Here is a 15,002-nt window from a genome sequence, read left to right on the forward strand (position 1 = left end):
GTTAAGAAAAATCCTTCATAATCTCAATATATAACGGTTTATTGCGTTTTAAGACTACTAACCACATCTAATTATGGTACTAAAATTATCTCCTATTGTGCTGATTTGTATGTTAATATCATTTTCTTTCAGCGCCCAGACATCAGAAAAACACCAAAAAATCATAGAACAGTATGCCGATAGCTGTGCGCATAAACAGCCGCTGTTTTCGCATAAATGGCAGCAATGCCTTGACGAAGGGCTTCAGGCAGACAGCACTATAGCCTACCTGTGGCAGCAAAAGGCAATGCCGCTTTTTAAGCAGCGAAAATATGAGTTAGGCATGGTGTATATAGATAAGGCTGTGCAGTTTGACCGCAACCGCTACCAGGATTACAGGGCGTTTATAAAATGCATTTTTGCAAAGACATACAAGGAGGCAATAGCTGATTTTGAGGATTGTAAAGCGCGATACGGCAACCGTTATGTAATGGACCATACGTATGATTTTTACATAGGCCTGTGCCACCTGCAGCTTAATAATTATATTGAGGCGGAGAAGTGCTTTAAAGGCTATATTGCTGAAATGCAGGTTAGGGGAGAAGACTGGGTGCATCCTACCGCGTTATTTTATTATGGTGTAGCGGTTTATGAGCAGGAACGCTATGATGAGGCTATTAAAATTTTTGACCGGGCGCTAAAGAATTATGATAATTTTAGCGATGTAAAATACTATAAGGCAATGTGTTATTATAACAAGGAGGATATGGATAACGCTACGCTATGGTATAAAGAATGGCAAAAGGATGCTAAAGAGGGCTTTACCATTAATGAAGATAATGTGGCTTATGAAACCTATCCGTATCAGATAGTGTCAAAAAACTAATTACATTTTCAGGTAAAAATCCTGTGTAAGTTGTATGTATTCAGGGGTATACTGGTGGCGGGCGGTTTCAATAACCAGTTCATCTATGGCAATGTCATTTGTTTCAAAACGGCTGAATGCCAGTAGGCTGCGTTTAATTTCGCTCTCAGGGGTACCCTTTACACGGGTGATTTTAAATGGGTACAAGCCTTCTTCCTGCGCCAGTAGCCTGAAACGGGCTTCTTCCTTGTAGGGTAGTATCACAGCAAGCACACCGTTTTCGCTCAATAAAATACCGCTGGCTTCTGCAAGGTCTTCAAATGGAAGTGATTGCGCAAACCGTGCCTGGTCGCGCTGTTCGTTGCCACTGGTGTAGTCTTCGGTATAAAAAGGCGGGTTGCTCGCAATCAGGTCATACTCTTCTTCCCATTCTTCCATAAAATCGTCAAGGCTGGCGTGGTAGCAAAACAGGCGGTCGCCCCAGGGTGATGCTTCAAAGTTTTCAATGCACTGCTCATGGGCATCGGCATCAATTTCAATGCTGTCGATCTGTTCAGCATAAGTGCGTTGCGCAACCATAAGGCTTATAAGTCCGGTTCCGGCGCCAATATCCAGTATATTATAAGGGTTGTGTGCCACGGGAGCCCATGCGCCCAGCAAAACGCCATCGGTACCTACTTTCATGGCACATTTGTCCTGGTGGATGGTAAACTGCTTGAAACGAAAATCGGACATCTGGATTGTTAGATTTTTGGATTATTCGATTGTTAGAGAAAGACTTAGAGATAATAGATGAAAGATGATAGACTATTGTAGGGTTTGAGTGGCAACCTGAAACTTTAAACTTTAAACCTGAAACTAACCCAAATATAAGTCAACCAGACCTTCAGGGGTGTTGAGTATAATAGCCTTGTTTTCGCGGTCTACCTTAACAATAAAGTCGTCTATCATGGGTACGAGTATCTCAATATCGCCTTTTTTAATTTCAAAAAGGGCCTGTGCTGAATTGTCGTTTACGCCGGTAATAATGCCTATATCGCCAAGGCGCTCGTCTACGGCTTTAAAACCAATGATTTCGTGAAAGTAAAATTTGTCGCCTTCCAGCTTGGGTAGCATGTTTAGTGGCAGGTAAAGCGCTGCGCCTAAAATGCGGTCGGCATCTTCCTCGCTGTCTACCTCTTCAAATTTTATACGAAGGAAGTCGTTTTTGTGCAGGCGGCTGCTTTCAATAAAAAATGGAACCAGGTGTTTGTTTAATTCAACAAACACCGATTCCATCTGTAAGTCTTCAAAATACCCGGGGTCATCGGTATCCAGCCAGGCCAGAACCTCTCCCTTAAAGCTAAATTTTTTGGCTATTTTGCCTAAATAGAAACAATCTGATTTACGCATGCGCCGGGTATAAATTAAGCTTGGGTTTCTTCTGTGTTTTCTTCAGAAGCAGTTTCCTCAGTACCTTCAGCAGTTGCAGCTTCTGCGGCAGCGGCAGCAGCAAGTTCAGCCTCAGCTTGTTTTGCAGCAGCAATACGGTCTTCGTTAACTTTTTTCTCAGCCTCAAGAGCTTTTGCTTTAGCATCAGCTTTAGCAGTAGCAAGGCCGTCTTTTTTACCTTGAACTTTGTTGCCTTTTTCTTCTACCCATTTAGCAAATTTCTCATCTGCCTGCTCTTGTGTAAGGGCGCCTTTGCGTACACCGCCATCAAGGTGGTGTTTTAAAAGTGCACCTTTGTAAGAAAGGATAGCCCTTGCAGTATCTGTAGGCTGAGCACCGTTGTGTAGCCATTGTACAGCTGAATCAACGTTGATGTCTATAGTTGCAGGGTTAGTGTTAGGGTTGTAAGTTCCTATTTTTTCAAGGAATTTACCATCACGCTTAGAACGGCTGTCTGCCGCTACCACCCAGTAAAACGGTTTTCCTTTTTTACCGTGGCGTTGTAGTCTGATTTTTACAGGCATCTTATTAAGATTTAGTGGGGTACCCGACCCCTGATTATTTAAGGGTGCAAATATATAAAAACATATGATACAAATATGGTAAAAACCACATTTTATGATTTTTAATACTTTAGAGATTTCATAATATTAAATTTTATTGTGATTTATTTATTTTTGATTAGGTTATATGCCATAAAAAACTATTTTTGTCGTTGTAAAAGTTGATTGACCCCTTCTAACAATATAATTAATGAAAAAGTTTTTGTATCTTTTAGTGTTGCTGGCCGGATTAACCTCATGTGAAGAAGATATACAGTTTAATACACCCGCTGTTCAGGCTCTTAAAAACAATGAGTTATGGAGGGCTACTCAGTTTTCTGCGGTTAAGGGCTCAGACAACTCTCTAACATTAAACGCTACCAATGGTTTTGAAACCCTGGTTTTAAAAACGGCTAATACTGCTCCGGGTACCTATGCATTAGGTGTAAATGAGACCGATAAAGCCTCTTATGTGCTTGTGATAGAATCTGAAACAGAAACATATCAAACCGGTGCCGGTGTAGGCCAGGGTACTATAACAATTAGCGATAACCCGGAGGAAACTAACGTAGATGCGGGTTTTATTACAGGAACTTTCCGCTTTGCGGCTGTGGGAGATAACAGCGAGCAGGTGTATTTCCAGGAAGGTGTTTTTTACAAAGTACCTATAGCCCCTGCACAATAATATATGGATAAAACATTACTTTAATATAAGGCTCTTTTAAGAGCCTTTGTTTTTATATAACATTTTGCAGTATTAAAGTTTTATTAAATATTTAGAAAAAAGCATTTTGTAATTAAATAAAGTTACATTTGTAGAAGCCTGCGAAAAAAAATAATTAAACGGGCAGAGTACAAACACCTTAATAGAATAACAATTAATTCAGTTTTATGAACATTTTCGTAGGAAGCCTTCCATTTAGCCTGGGTGAGGCAGATTTAAAAGCAGCATTTGAGGCTTATGGCACAGTAGATTCTGTAAAAATTATTACAGATAAGGTAACCGGCAGGAGCAAAGGTTTTGGTTTTATTGAAATGTCTGATGACGAAGCAGGTGAAGCAGCTATTAACGAGCTGAACGGATCTTTGCTTGGTGGCAGGAACATTGTAGTAAACAAGAGCGAGCCAAGGCCGCAGCAGGAAAGAAGGAGCTTTAGCAACAACCGTGGTGGCGGGTTTAACCGTGACAACAACCGTGGTGGTTATGGCGGCGGCGGAGACCGTGGCGGCTACAACCGTAACAGCGGCGGTGGTGATTACAACCGTGGTGGACGCTACTAATATAAAAAATATTATCTTCTCTTTAAAAACCGGCTTTTTAGCCGGTTTTTTGTTTTCTGCCACCCGAAAATGATTGCGGTTTTGTTTTGTCTTTTTTAAATAAAACTTTGTCTTTTTTATTTTTGTAAGACTCTGCGAATGCATAATAACTTTGCACCTGTATTTTGATATATAATTATGCACCCGCACAAGTTGCTACCGCTGCTTTTGGTAAATGTTTTGTTTGTAAATGCAATAATGCCAAAAGCGTATGCCCAGAATGGTTCTGAGGCTTTAACCCTTAAGCAGGCGCTTGCCGTGGCTCAGGGTAATAATAACAGGGTTGTTCGCGCTGCAATTGAAGAAGAAATTGCGCGGGAAGAAGTAACCGAAGCCCGTGAACGCAAACTGCCAAGCCTTGACTTTCATACCGCCTTTGCCCGGCGCACAAATATTACAGAGTTTGTAAAGGGTGTGTTAAGCGGACGTGAAGTAACCTTTATCCACAATAATAAATACGACTTTACCCTTGGTGCAAGCCTGCCCGTTTATCAGGGTAATAAAATAAAGAACGATATACGCAAAGCAGGGCTCCGTGCCGATGTTTCCGGCCTGCAGTATATGCAAACCCAGAAAGATGTAAACCTTGAGGTGGCGGCCCTGTATCTTGATATTTACAAGCTTATGCAACTCGACAAACTGCTGGTGGAGAATGTGGAAGAAGAAAAAGAGCGCCTTAAAGAAGTAGAATCGTTGCTTAAGCACGGCATTGTTACCAAAAACGAGGTGCTTCGCGCCAAGCTTCAGCTAACCGACCGGGAGTTGCTGCTGCTTAATAACCAAAAAGATATTGAGGTGGCTTATGATGAGCTGCGTACCCTGCTGCATTATCCTGAAGAACAGGGGCTTGCTATAGATACGCTCGATATACTGAATGTGGGCAACGAACTGAATTTTGCCTTGCTTCAAAATACGGCTATGGCTAATGAAGAAATCAAGGCATCTGAACTGTATACTAACATAAGCCTGCTTGATGTTAAAAATGCCAAAGCCAATTACTACCCCACCATAAGCCTGTACAGCAGCTATACGTATAGCTACCCCAACTTTTTACTGTTCCCGCCGCACTGGAATCCCTACAGTTTTGGCGAGGTAGGTGTGCAGCTGGTGTATGATATAAGTGGCCTTTATAAAAACGGCACTAAAGTTTCGGTGGCTAAGAAAAGGGCCGATTCTGCTTCCCGCGAAGCTGATATTGTGGCCGATGAGGTGCACGACCGCATCTTTAGGCAATACACGCAATACCTGGAACAAAAAGACAAGTTTAAGGTAACTGATGCCGCCCTGGACCTGGCTACCGAAAACTACCGCCTTGTAAAGCTGCAATACCTTAACCGCCTAGTGGTGGTAACCGAGATGATTGATGCCGATAATGCCCTGTTACAGGCAAAGTTTGACCACGTTTCGGCGCGTATTGATGCTGTTATGAAGTATTATGAACTGCTGCATACGGCAGGTATTTCTTTTGCAAATTAACCTTACCCTATATAGATTATGAAACTTTTTAGTCCCGCCACTTCAAAGGGATATTTGCACACCGTTGTTACTGTGGTTTCTATGGTTATGGTTGTTAGCGGCATTGTGCTGGCAACCTGGTTTTTTGTGTACTACCGCAACCACGAAGAAACTAACGATGCCCAGGTAGAGCAATACATAACCCCCGTGGCAGCACGTATTTCGGGGTATATAAAGGAAGTGCGTTTTCAGGAGAACCAGTTTGTGCACAAAGGCGATACACTGATTGTAATAGACAACCGCGAGTACAAAGCCCGTCTTGATAAGGCTGTAGCCGATGAGCTTACGGCCAAAAGCGCCATTAACGTAAGCCGCCATGCGGCTGTTGCCACCGCAGGGCAGGATGTTGTGGAGCAGTCTAAGTTGCCGGGTGCTAAGGCGGTAATGGTAAAGGCGCAACAGGAGCTGGAACGTTATAACGCCCTGTACAAAGAACAGGCGGCTACCCTGCAACAGGTAGAGCGCGTGCAGGCCGATTATGATGCGGCACTGTCTCATTACAATGAAATAAAAAACAGCATTACCCGTGCAGGCCTCGATACGCGCCAGGCAGGTACTAAAATACCTGAAGCCGAAGCGGTATATATGGCTAAGAAAGCTGAAGCCGAAAACGCTGCATTGTTCTATTCGTATACCGTTATTACAGCGCCTTATGATGGTTATGTGGGCAAGCGTACGCTACAGCCCGGGCAGTTGGTTAAAGAGGGGCAAACACTTGTAAATGTGGTAAGCAGCGAAAAATGGGTAGTGGCTAATTTTAAGGAAACCCAGCTGGAGTATTTAAAAGTAGGCAGTGAAGTTACCCTTGCGGTTGATGCCTTGGGTGATAGGGAGTTTACGGGTATTATACAATCGCTGTCGCCGGCAAGCGGGGCACGGTTTTCGGTATTGCCGCCCGATAACGCCACCGGTAATTTTGTAAAGATTGAGCAGCGCATCCCGGTTAAAATCGTGCTGAAGGAAGATGAAGGCGCTGAATTTCTCCGTGCAGGCATGAATGTTATTGTAATAGCCGAACACCGCTAAACCATGTCTCAAAAAGGGGTTTTTAAGGCCTGGGTGCCCAACTGGCTCAGTATAACGGTGCTGTTTTTTTGCCTGCTCCACTGCATGGTGCTGCTGGGGGTGTATACCAGTAATGTAACCTATTCGGCCAGTTTTCTTGATGTAGAGGTGGAGGATTTGCAATTTTCGCTGTGTGTTACGTACGGCACATTCCTCGCTACGCTACTGGTAGAAAGCAGGCTGTTTAAATACTTCCCGGCAAAAAACTACTTTTTGGTAATATTCAGCCTTTCGGCCATAACATTCGTACTTTCAGGCTATACCAAAAACTTCGCCTTGTTCATAGTACTCCGCGCTGCCGAAGGGGTGCTCATGGCCCTGCCGTGGCTACCCATGCGCCAGTTGCTCATTAGCAGGTTTACATCGCGCAATGCCACCATTATTGGCTTTAGCTTTACCTATGCGGCATTGTTGCTTGCATCGCCTTTTGTAATGAACCTGGCCGTATACCTGCTCGATAATTACGACTGGAAGTACATGGCGTGGGGCTCGGCATTGTTTCAGGTAGTGTGTGTAGCGCTTATATTGGCTACGTTTAAAAGCCATCGCATCCATAAAAAAATACCGCTTTACCAGTTAGACTGGGCCAGTTTTGTACTGGTACATGCTACTATACTATCCGGTGCTTTTGTGTTTATTTACGGCGAAAAAAAATACTGGTTCCAGAGCGCCCAGATTGTTTGGGCTACCGTTATTTTCCTGCTTTTTGGGGCATTGTTTTTTATGAGGCAGATAACAATTAAGCGCCCGGCTTTTGACCTTTCGGTGTTTAAATACCCCAACCTGCGCATTGGCGTGTACCTGTTTATTATACTTTATATTGCCCGGGCCACTTTAAACATCTGCCACAGCAGTATGCTTACCATTTGGGGTTGGGAGCCCACCCGTGTGGCCGGTGTGCAGTTTATAAACGTGGCAGGTAATGCATTGGGGATGCTGTTTGCGGGGATATGCCTGGCGCAAAAAGTAGCCAGCCGGACAATTTTTATAACCGGTTTCCTGCTGCTTGCTGTGCATCATTTATGGATGACCTTTCTGTTTGTGCCTGATTTAGCCCTGCCTGATTTGGCTCCGGCTTATATACTACAAGGGTTTGCTGTTGGCTTTTTGTTTGTGCCGCTGGTGTTGTTTACGGTATCATCAGTTCCGGGTAAGTTGGCGCCATTTTCGGGTACAAGTGGTGTAATGGGGCGCTTTTGGGGCAGTACCATAGGGTTTTGCATCATGCAGAATGCGCAGGTATACCTCACGCAAAAGCATTTCCAGAAACTCATCATATCGGCCCTGCCCGAAAGCCCTCAAACGCAGGAAAGGCTGGCTGCAGGGGTGCAAAAATTCGCCTCAAAAGGCTATGCTGATGATGCAGCCTACACGCTTTCGCTGAAAAGCCTGGCGCAATCGGCCCGCACACAGGCGGTGCTGCTTACCAATATGGAAATTTTCACTGTAACGGGCTATGTGCTTCTTGGGGTAGTGGTGCTGTTGATATTCAACCGTCAGGTGCGGAAGTCGTTTGACGTGTTTAAAAATAAAGTTTGGGGAAGCTGATATCTTTTTGGCTTTTGTTGTGGGTAAACCCCGTGCCTTTGGTGCGGGGTTTATTTTTTCCGAATAACCAAATTACAACATTACCGAATTAACAAATTACCGCATCACCACATAACCAAAAATCGTATTTTTGCTAAAGGCACTTTTTGGGTGCTTTTTATGTTAACTATTTAAGATCCTTGCAGTTGCTATGTACCTGATTTTTGACACCGAAACAACCGGATTACCCAAACGCTGGGATGCGCCCATAAGCGATACTGATAACTGGCCGCGCTGTATACAAATAGCCTGGCAGTTGCACGACGAAATGGGCGAGCTTGTAGAGCACCAGGATTACCTTGTGCGCCCTGACGGCTTTAATATCCCCTATGATGCCGAGCGTATTCACGGTATTAGTACAGAACTTGCCGCTGAGCAGGGTATTAGCCTTGCTGAAGTACTGGAGAAATTCAATATAGCACTATCTAAAGCCTCATTTATTGTTGGGCAGAATGTTGGGTTTGACGTAAACATTATGGGTGCCGAGTTATACCGCAATGGTATTGAAAGCCGCCTGGGCAGTATGAAAGTGCTCGACACCTGTACCGAAATTACGGCCGACCTCCTGAAACTTCCCGGTGGACGTGGAGGCAGGTTTAAGCTGCCTACACTAACCGAGCTGCATCAATACTTATTTGGCGAACCGTTCTCTGAGGCGCACAACGCCACAGCCGACGTTGAGGCTACCACCCGCTGTTTCCTTGAGCTGCTTAAGCGCGATATCTTTACCAAGGAAGAGCTTGATGTACACCCGTCATATTTCCAGGAATTCCGCACTAAAAACCCGGAGCCGGTTAAGCTTATTGGCCTTAAGCACATCAACCTTAAAAAAGCAAGCGAAGAGGTTCGCGCACGCCTTGAAAAGCTTCGTGGTGCTGATGCCGTTGAGGTTGTTGCCCCGGCAGAGCAGATAGATATTACAGGTGTAAATTTTGTACACCTGCACAACCATACGCAATTTTCGGTACTGCAATCTACCATTAGCGTGCCTGATTTGGTTAAGGCTGCGGCCAAACACAAAATGCCCGCCGTTGCCATGACCGACCACGGCAACATGATGGGGGCGTTTCACTTTGTGAGCAACGTACTGAACCACAACAAAGCGGCTGAAGCCAAGAACAAAGCTGCCATAGAAGCCGGCGAAGAACCAACCGAGGTTATCATGAAGCCCATTGTGGGCTGCGAGTTCTTTATTTGCGAAGACCATAAAGACAAATCCCGTAAAGACAACGGCTACCAGGTGGTGCTTTTGGCGAAGAACAAAAAGGGTTACCACAACCTGGCAAAGATGGCTTCCATAGCTTATACAGCCGGATTTTACTACGTGCCGCGTATTGATAAGCGCGTTGTAGAGCAGTATAAGGATGATATTATGGTGCTTTCGGGCAACCTGTATGGCGAAATCCCTAACAAGGTACTGAACATTGGTGAAAACCAGGCCGAAGAAGCCCTGTTGTGGTGGAAAGAACGTTTTGGCGACGACTTTTACATGGAGCTGATGCGCCACGGCCAGGAAGACGAAGACCGCGTGAGTGCTTCGCTTATTAAGCTGGCACGCAAGCATAATGTAAAGCTTGTTGCTACAAATAACACCTACTATGCCGATAAGGGCGACAGCCATGCGCACGACATTTTACTGTGTGTAAAAGACGGTGAAAAGCTGGCAACACCCAAGGGGCGCGGGCGTGGCTTCCGTTACGGGCTGCCCAATAACGAATACTATTTTAAGAGTGGCGATGAGATGAAGGCTTTGTTTAAAGACCTTCCGGAAGCCATTTTCAATATACAGGAAATTGTAGATAAGGTAGAAACCTACTCGCTGTACCGCGATGTACTGCTGCCTAAATTTGATATTCCTGAAGAATTTCTTGTTGCCGAAGATGCCGAAGACGGCGGTAAGAGGGGAGAAAACAAATTCCTGCGCGACCTTACCTACAAAGGCGCTGCAAGGCGCTACCCCGAAATTACAGATGACATTCGCGAGCGCCTTGATTTTGAGCTCAAGACCATCGAAAACTCGGGTTATCCGGGGTACTTCCTTATCGTGCAGGACTTTATTGCCGAAGCCCGCAATATGGGCGTATCGGTAGGGCCGGGCAGGGGCTCGGCGGCGGGTAGTGCAGTGGCCTATTGTTTGGGTATTACCAACATAGACCCCATTAAGTACGACCTGCTTTTTGAGCGTTTTCTGAATCCGGACAGGGTGTCGATGCCCGATATTGATATTGACTTTGACGATGAAGGCCGTGGCAGCGTTATGGACTACGTTATCAACAAATACGGCGCAAGCCAGGTGGCGCAAATTATTACTTACGGTACCATGGCGGCTAAATCGTCTATCCGTGATACGGCGCGTGTGCTGGATTTACCGCTATTTGAAGCCGATAAGGTAGCTAAGCTTATCCCGAACATGAAGTTGGCCAAGATATTTACGCTCGACCAGAATGCGCTTAAAGGCGCACTGCGTTCAGATGAGTTTGATCGCGTGCAGGAACTGATAGGTCTTGCAAATGGTGAAGATCTTACCGGCGAAACCATACAGCAGGCCAAGGTGTTAGAGGGCTCACTCCGCAACACGGGCATACACGCCTGTGGGGTTATCATTACGCCCGATGACATTACCAATTTCGTCCCGGTATCGGTAGCTAAGGATTCTGACCTGTATGTTACCCAGTTTGATAACTCGGTGGTAGAAAGCGCTGGCTTGCTTAAGATGGACTTCCTTGGGCTTAAAACCCTTACGCTGATTAAGGATACCGTTAAGCTGGTAAAATATAAGCACAACATAGACCTTGACCCCGAGGCATTCCCTATAGACGATGTAAAAACATATGAGCTTTTCCAGAGGGGAGAAACAGTTGGGGTGTTCCAGTACGAATCGCCCGGTATGCAGAAGTACATGAAAGACCTGAAGCCTACCGTGTTTGCCGACCTTATTGCCATGAACGCGCTGTACCGCCCGGGCCCGCTGGAATACATTCCCAGCTTTGTGCGCCGTAAAAATGGCGAGGAAGAAATAAAATACGACCTTGATGCCTGCGAGGAATACCTTAAGGAAACCTACGGCATTACCGTATACCAGGAGCAGGTAATGCTCCTGTCGCAAAAGCTGGCCGGCTTTACCAAGGGTGAGGCCGACGTATTGCGTAAAGCGATGGGTAAGAAGCAAAAGGACGTTCTTGATAAAATGAAGCCTAAGTTTGTTGCCCAGGCTGCAGAAAAAGGCCATAACCCCATGGTGCTGGAAAAAATCTGGAAAGACTGGGAGGCCTTTGCGAGTTACGCCTTCAACAAAAGCCACTCTACCTGCTATGCGTGGGTAGCCTACCAAACGGCTTACCTTAAGGCGCATTACCCTGCAGAATACATGGCGGCGGTACTGAGTAACAACATGAACGACATTAAACAGGTTACGTTCTTTATGGAAGAATGTAAGCGTATGGGCCTTGAGGTTTTGGGGCCTGATGTTAATGAATCGTACTATAAATTTACGGTAAACGACCGTGGTGCCGTGCGTTTTGGTATGGGTGCTGTAAAAGGCGTGGGTGCCGGTGCGGTAGATACCATTGTGCAAAACCGTAAAGACGGTAACTATAAGTCAATTTTTGATATGGCTATCCGTATCGACCTGCGTTCGGCTAATAAAAAAGCGTTTGAAAACCTGGCGCTTGCCGGTGGTTTTGACTGCTTTACCGAAACCCACAGGGCGCAGTACTTCCACATGGATGCCACCGATAATATATCGTTCCTGGAAAAGGCCATGCGATATGGCGCCAAAATGCAGGACAGCGCAAACTCAAGCCAGGTAAGCCTTTTCGGCGAAGCCAGCGAAGTGCAGATTCCTGAGCCCGTTGTGCCGCCGTGCGAGGAGTGGAGTACTATGGAAAAGCTTGCCCGGGAGAAAGATGTGGTAGGTATTTATATCTCAGGCCACCCGCTTGACGATTACAGGTTTGAAATGAAGTATTTTTGTAAAGACAAGCTTGAAATGCTTAAAAGCCTGGAACAGCATGTAAACAAAAACCTGAGTTTTGGGGGGATAATAAGCAATGTGCAGCACAAAACGGCTAAAAACGGCAAGGGCTGGGCGGCGTTTTTCCTTGAAGGGTATGATGAAAGTTATGAGTTCCGTATTTATGGCGAGGAATACCTTAAGTTCAGGCACTTCCTTATTGGCAATAATTTTACTTATATGAGGGTATTGGTGCGCGAAGGCTGGACCAATGCAGAGGGCAAGAAAGGCGAGCCGCGCATTCAGTTTGTGGCCATACAATATCTTCAGGATGTACTGACTACGTTTGCTAAAAAGCTCATCATACAGTTCAATGTGCTCGATTTGCAGGAACAGCTTATTCAAAACCTGTTTAGCCTGTTTACCACTAATAAAGGCGACCATCAGGTAAGTTTTGAGGTTATGGAGCTTGAAAAAGTAAAGAAACAGATACAGGTGGCAGCAGCGCCTCAGCCGGTTGAGGCTGCCGGCGATGGTGAAGACGATGAATTTGCCGCTGTTGAGGTAGATGAAGCCGTAACCGAAGAGGTGGAAGATGTGCAGGTGGTTACCAAACTCACCATGCCAAGCCGCAAGCTGAAGGTAAAAATATCAAATGAATTACTGCAAGAGCTTGATAGGTTGCAAGTTGGGTTTAAACTCAATTAATATAGATTTTATCTATCTTAAGCATAATCAAAACCTATGTGATTAACGTAAGTTTTAGATACTAATGCTTAACTTTGTACACGATTATAATTTTGATAACTAATTTACACGCGATAAGATATGGCACAAGCAATAACCGATGCTACTTTTGAAGAAGTAGTATTAAAATCAGACAAGCCGGTATTAGTAGACTTTTGGGCAGCATGGTGTGGCCCATGCCGCATGGTAGGCCCAATCATTGAAGAAATAGGCCAGGAATATGAAGGCAAAGCCGTAGTAGGCAAGGTAGACGTAGACGCTAACCAGGAGTTTGCTGCAAAATACGGTATCCGTAACATCCCTACAGTACTTGTTTTCCAAAATGGTGAAGTAGTAGGCCGCCAGGTGGGTGTTGCACCAAAACAAACTTACACAAATGCTATAGACGCGCTACTGTAAGCCCGTTTAGCTTCAATATAAAAGAGCCACGCAATTGCGTGGCTCTTTTATTATGCGGTTTTCTCAACCTGTTTGGCTTCATAATGCTCGTTATCCCACCGGGCAAGCTGTATTATAATAGGTATTAGCGTTTTGCCCTTATGGGTAAGGGTATATTCTACCCTTGGGGGCATTTCCTTAAACTCTTCCCTAAACAAAATACCATCGGCCTCAAGTTCTTTAAGGGTATCGGTCAGTACCTTTTTAGATATGGTGCCTATGCTGGCATGCAGCTGCCCAAAACGGGCCTTGTGGTCGCGCAGCATATAAATAACTATAGGTTTCCATCGTGTACCCAGTATAGACATAGACCGGTAAACGGGGCAGTCGCTGTATTTAAAAACGTCTTTATTCATAATGGTTACGTTTTGGTTACCACTTTAAACTATTAATGGTTACAAAAATAAACTATTGTAAGTACATTTGCATATATTTAAATACATAAATTAATTGTAATGAGTTTAGAATCTTTGTTTACACCATTTCAGTATAAATCACTTACCCTAAAAAACCGCTTTGTAATGGCACCCATGACGCGTGCTTTTGCAACAGACGGCATACCTAACAGCCGGATTGTTGATTACTATACGCGCCGTGCAGCAGCCGGTGTGGGCCTTATTCTTACCGAAGGCACGGTTATAGACCGCCCGGCCTCTAAAAATCTTAAAGATATACCCAACTTTCATGGCGATGAAGCCCTTGCCAACTGGAAGAACGTAGTAGATTCGGTTCACAATGCAGGTGGAGCCATTGCACCGCAAATATGGCACGTGGGCAACACGCCGCAGGGCTGGCAGCCCCCTGTTGCGTTTGAAAGCCCTGAGAGTATGAGCCTTGAAGACATACAGGAAACCATTAAAGCTTTTGCCAAAGCCGCTGCAGCTGCCAAAGCCCTTGGCTTTAACGCTTTGGAACTGCACGGTGCACACGGCTACCTGATTGACCAGTTTTTTTGGGAAGGTACCAACAAGCGTACCGATGACTTTGGAGGAAGCACCATAAAAGAACGCAGCCGTTTTGCCGTTGAGGTGGTAAAAGCCGTTCGTGAAGCTGTAGGGCCTGATTTTGTTATCATCCTGCGCATATCGCAATGGAAACAGCAGGATTATACGGCTAAGCTTGCTCACACGCCTAATGAGCTTGAAGAATGGCTGATGCCGCTTGCCGAAGCCGGTGTAGACATTTTTCACGGGTCGCAACGCAGGTACTGGGAACCGGAGTTTGAGGGCAGCGACCTTAACTTTGCCGGATGGATTAAAAAAGTTACCGGACAGCCCACCATTACAGTGGGTTCGGTGGGGTTAAATGATGATTTTATGAAAGTTTGGGGTGGCCAGGGTGCCCAGACCCAGAATATAGATGAGCTGGTGCGCCGTTTTGACCGTGGCGATTTTGACCTGGTTGCCGTTGGGCGCTCATTGCTTCAGGACCCGGAATGGGTGCAGAAGGTAAAAGCAGGGCATTTTGATAAGGTTAGCGCTTTTGAAGCCGCAAGCCTGCAAAAGCTGTATTAATACAAAAGCCCTGATTACTTGTCAGGGCTTTTAGTTTGTAAATGTAT

13 protein-coding genes are annotated in these 15,002 nt (G+C 45.3%); 9 read left to right on the forward strand and 4 right to left on the reverse strand.

Translation table 11 applies throughout. The annotated features are described in order from the left end of the window. The first annotated feature begins 73 nt into the window (after window positions 1-73). Complete coding sequence (locus AM279_RS16560) at window positions 74-865, forward strand: tetratricopeptide repeat protein (protein WP_054409136.1); 792 nt, start codon at window positions 74-76, stop codon at window positions 863-865. Here the strand turns inward: AM279_RS16560 and AM279_RS16565 are convergent, their stop codons facing one another. The 3 genes from AM279_RS16565 to AM279_RS16575 all read right to left on the reverse strand — a co-directional run bounded on the left by AM279_RS16565 (window position 866) and on the right by AM279_RS16575 (window position 2,799). Continuing rightward, complete coding sequence (locus AM279_RS16565; RefSeq protein WP_054409137.1) at window positions 866-1,579, reverse strand: tRNA1(Val) (adenine(37)-N6)-methyltransferase; 714 nt, start codon at window positions 1,577-1,579, stop codon at window positions 866-868. A 123-nt stretch (window positions 1,580-1,702) separates the two neighbouring features. Further along, window positions 1,703-2,236 carry a ribosome maturation factor RimM gene (gene rimM / locus AM279_RS16570; RefSeq protein WP_054409138.1) on the reverse strand — a complete coding sequence of 178 codons (534 nt, stop codon included), beginning with the start codon at window positions 2,234-2,236 and terminating at the stop codon, window positions 1,703-1,705. A gap of 14 nt (window positions 2,237-2,250) precedes the next feature. Further along, entirely contained in the window at window positions 2,251-2,799 is a 549-nt protein-coding gene (locus AM279_RS16575) for a 30S ribosomal protein S16 (RefSeq protein ID WP_054409139.1), read from the reverse strand. Between the two features lie 229 nt (window positions 2,800-3,028). Here AM279_RS16575 and AM279_RS16580 point away from each other — a divergent pair, with 229 nt between their 5' ends. The 7 genes from AM279_RS16580 (at window position 3,029) to trxA (ending at window position 13,402) form a co-directional block, all read left to right on the forward strand. Then, window positions 3,029-3,502, forward strand: coding sequence for a DUF6252 family protein (locus AM279_RS16580; protein WP_054409140.1), 474 nt, complete (start codon window positions 3,029-3,031; stop codon window positions 3,500-3,502). 206 nt (window positions 3,503-3,708) lie between these two features. Next, the gene (locus tag AM279_RS16585; protein ID WP_054409141.1) at window positions 3,709-4,098 is read left to right on the forward strand and encodes an RNA recognition motif domain-containing protein; all 390 of its coding nucleotides are present in this window, start codon (window positions 3,709-3,711) and stop codon (window positions 4,096-4,098) included. Window positions 4,099-4,275: 177 nt separating this feature from the next. Next, complete coding sequence (locus tag AM279_RS16590) at window positions 4,276-5,613, forward strand: TolC family protein (RefSeq protein ID WP_054409142.1); 1,338 nt, start codon at window positions 4,276-4,278, stop codon at window positions 5,611-5,613. A gap of 18 nt (window positions 5,614-5,631) precedes the next feature. Continuing rightward, window positions 5,632-6,678 (forward strand): HlyD family secretion protein, encoded by a 1,047-nt coding sequence (locus AM279_RS16595; RefSeq protein ID WP_054409143.1) that lies wholly within the window; start codon window positions 5,632-5,634, stop codon window positions 6,676-6,678. 3 nt (window positions 6,679-6,681) lie between these two features. Continuing rightward, window positions 6,682-8,265: an efflux MFS transporter permease gene (locus AM279_RS16600; protein WP_054409144.1), complete on the forward strand. Its 1,584-nt coding sequence runs from the start codon at window positions 6,682-6,684 to the stop codon at window positions 8,263-8,265. 190 nt (window positions 8,266-8,455) lie between these two features. Beyond that, window positions 8,456-12,964, forward strand: coding sequence for a DNA polymerase III subunit alpha (gene dnaE, locus AM279_RS16605; protein ID WP_054409145.1), 4,509 nt, complete (start codon window positions 8,456-8,458; stop codon window positions 12,962-12,964). Between the two features lie 120 nt (window positions 12,965-13,084). Then, window positions 13,085-13,402, forward strand: coding sequence for a thioredoxin (trxA, locus tag AM279_RS16610; protein ID WP_054409146.1), 318 nt, complete (start codon window positions 13,085-13,087; stop codon window positions 13,400-13,402). Window positions 13,403-13,452: 50 nt separating this feature from the next. Here trxA and AM279_RS16615 read toward each other — a convergent pair whose 3' ends face one another. Beyond that, the gene (locus AM279_RS16615) at window positions 13,453-13,797 is read right to left on the reverse strand and encodes a winged helix-turn-helix transcriptional regulator (RefSeq protein ID WP_054409147.1); all 345 of its coding nucleotides are present in this window, start codon (window positions 13,795-13,797) and stop codon (window positions 13,453-13,455) included. 99 nt (window positions 13,798-13,896) lie between these two features. On the opposite strand from AM279_RS16615, the gene AM279_RS16620 reads away from it, so the two are divergent. Further along, window positions 13,897-14,955 carry an NADH:flavin oxidoreductase gene (locus AM279_RS16620; protein ID WP_054409148.1) on the forward strand — a complete coding sequence of 353 codons (1,059 nt, stop codon included), beginning with the start codon at window positions 13,897-13,899 and terminating at the stop codon, window positions 14,953-14,955. Window positions 14,956-15,002: the final 47 nt, after the last annotated feature.

Origin of the sequence: Flavobacterium akiainvivens (assembly GCF_001278115.1) — a bacterium.
Taxonomy (GTDB): domain Bacteria; phylum Bacteroidota; class Bacteroidia; order Flavobacteriales; family Flavobacteriaceae; genus Flavobacterium; species Flavobacterium akiainvivens.

Bases quoted from the DNA above. Each gene is read 5' to 3' on its own strand.
- AM279_RS16560 (WP_054409136.1), top strand. From the start codon at position 74: ATGGTACTAAAATTATCTCCTATTGTGCTGATTTGTATGTTAATATCA.
- AM279_RS16565 (WP_054409137.1), bottom strand. From the start codon at position 1,579: ATGTCCGATTTTCGTTTCAAGCAGTTTACCATCCACCAGGACAAATGT.
- rimM (WP_054409138.1), bottom strand. From the start codon at position 2,236: ATGCGTAAATCAGATTGTTTCTATTTAGGCAAAATAGCCAAAAAATTT.
- AM279_RS16575 (WP_054409139.1), bottom strand. From the start codon at position 2,799: ATGCCTGTAAAAATCAGACTACAACGCCACGGTAAAAAAGGAAAACCG.
- AM279_RS16580 (WP_054409140.1), top strand. From the start codon at position 3,029: ATGAAAAAGTTTTTGTATCTTTTAGTGTTGCTGGCCGGATTAACCTCA.
- AM279_RS16585 (WP_054409141.1), top strand. From the start codon at position 3,709: ATGAACATTTTCGTAGGAAGCCTTCCATTTAGCCTGGGTGAGGCAGAT.
- AM279_RS16590 (WP_054409142.1), top strand. From the start codon at position 4,276: ATGCACCCGCACAAGTTGCTACCGCTGCTTTTGGTAAATGTTTTGTTT.
- AM279_RS16595 (WP_054409143.1), top strand. From the start codon at position 5,632: ATGAAACTTTTTAGTCCCGCCACTTCAAAGGGATATTTGCACACCGTT.
- AM279_RS16600 (WP_054409144.1), top strand. From the start codon at position 6,682: ATGTCTCAAAAAGGGGTTTTTAAGGCCTGGGTGCCCAACTGGCTCAGT.
- dnaE (WP_054409145.1), top strand. From the start codon at position 8,456: ATGTACCTGATTTTTGACACCGAAACAACCGGATTACCCAAACGCTGG.
- trxA (WP_054409146.1), top strand. From the start codon at position 13,085: ATGGCACAAGCAATAACCGATGCTACTTTTGAAGAAGTAGTATTAAAA.
- AM279_RS16615 (WP_054409147.1), bottom strand. From the start codon at position 13,797: ATGAATAAAGACGTTTTTAAATACAGCGACTGCCCCGTTTACCGGTCT.
- AM279_RS16620 (WP_054409148.1), top strand. From the start codon at position 13,897: ATGAGTTTAGAATCTTTGTTTACACCATTTCAGTATAAATCACTTACC.